The 1,711-nt window shown below is 69.3% G+C and carries 2 protein-coding genes; one reads left to right on the plus strand and one right to left on the minus strand.

The annotated features are described in order from the left end of the window. The first annotated feature begins 123 nt into the window (after positions 1-123). Positions 124-660, plus strand: coding sequence for a YaeQ family protein (locus VIR09_RS11485; protein WP_332012985.1), 537 nt, complete (start codon positions 124-126; stop codon positions 658-660). 19 nt (positions 661-679) lie between these two features. On the opposite strand, the gene VIR09_RS11490 is transcribed toward VIR09_RS11485, so the two are convergent. Continuing rightward, positions 680-1,711 (minus strand): hypothetical protein (locus tag VIR09_RS11490; protein WP_332012986.1); only part of this gene is annotated, 1,032 nt, incomplete at its 5' end.

Here is a 1,711-nt window from a genome sequence, read left to right on the forward strand (position 1 = left end):
AGGGCGCAGGCGGCCAGTGTAGCGCCGCCGGGGCGGCGCGCGGCCGTCCATCCCCGTGCCACTGCGCCGCAGGCGTTATCATGGCGGCCTTCAGCAATTCGCCACATTCAACGGATTTACGCCATGGCCCTGCGCGCCACCATCTACAAGGCCGAGCTCAACGTCGCCGACACCGACCGCCACTATTACGGCAGCCATACGCTGACGGTCGCCCGCCATCCCTCGGAAACCGACGAGCGCATGATGGTGCGGCTGGTCGCCTACGCCCTGCATGCGCAGGAGGAACTGGCCTTCACCAAGGGCCTGAGCGACACCGACGAGCCCGACCTGTGGATCAAGGACCTGACCGGCGCGGTCAAGCTCTGGATCGAAGTCGGCCAGCCCGAAGAGCGCCGCATCCTGCGCGCCTGTGGCCGCGCCGACGAGGTCATCGTCTATTGCTATGGCGGCTCCGCCAGCAAGATCTGGTGGGACGGCGTGAAGAACAAGCTCGAGCGCACGCGCAACCTGAAAATCGTCAACCTGCCGTCGGACCAGACCCGGGCCCTGGCCCAGCTGGCCGAGCGCACCATGCGGTTGAACGCGAACATTTCCGACGGCGTGGTGTACTTCTCGGCCGACAAGGGCGAGGTCAGCGTCGAGCCGGAAAGCTGGCGCTAGACCGGGCCGGCCTGCCGCCTCAGCCGCAGGCGTCGGCGGCCTGATTCGCGGGATCGGCGCAGGCGCGCCAGCGGGCCTCGTCCATCGCGGGCACCAGCAGCACCCGGCTCATGGGGTCGGAATACCAGAATATCCGGCCGGGCTTGTCGTTCACGGCCTGCCACACGCGCTCCTGGACGTCCGCCGCCAGCGGCGCGCGGCCCTTCGGGTCGGTCACGCCCTGGGCCAGGATGATCTGCGTGCGGGGATCCCAGGATTGCATGTCCGAGTCGTTCACCGGTATTTCGTCGGCGATGCGCACGATGCGCCACTCGTTGCCCGGAACCTCGCCAGACAGGCTGTTCAGTTCTTCCCGTTTCAGCGCGTAGGGGCGGGAGTCCCGCGCCGCGACCTCGATATCGGCATAAGACCTGTCGCTTTCCCCGGGCGAGTAGCGGCGCAGGTAGCGCTGCTGCGGCCGGCCTTCGGCGTCATAGGTCTGGACTTGGAAGGCGCCGCCCTGCGCGGTGGCGTCGATGGCGCGCAGCAGGCGGCCTTCCGTATCGCGCGCGTAGAACCGGCCGCCTTGCGGCTCCTGCGCGCTGCCGCAACCCTCGTTGATGAAGGCGCTCAGCGCGCCCCGGGCGTCGCGTTTCAGGCAGGTCTGGCGGCTTGCCGCGTAGGCGGCGGGTCGCCGGTACTCCGTCTGCTCGTACTCGACCACGCGCGTCAGGGCGCCCGCGGCATCGTATTCCAGCGCGTAGCCGCCGGACAGGAAGGGCGCGGCGCCGCGGGCGTTGCGCGGCGGTAACTCATACTGCTCGGCGCGGCACAGCCGGCCGTCGGCATCGAAATAGAGCCGCGCGGTCGCCTCGCTGGCGTCGTTCAGCCGATAGGCGGACCAATCGACCTTGTCCATCCAGGTTCGCGGCAGCGGGTCGCCGGTCTCGTCCACCCAGACCGGCGTGTTGCGGGCGGCAATGCGTTCGCCATGCAGGCCCAGCAGGACGCGGTCGTCGCCCAGGCTGGCCGAGACGGGCACGGCCTTGAGCGCCACGGGTGCGGTGAAATC

This window comes from Achromobacter sp. (assembly GCF_036567245.1).
Lineage (GTDB): Bacteria > Pseudomonadota > Gammaproteobacteria > Burkholderiales > Burkholderiaceae_B > Achromobacter.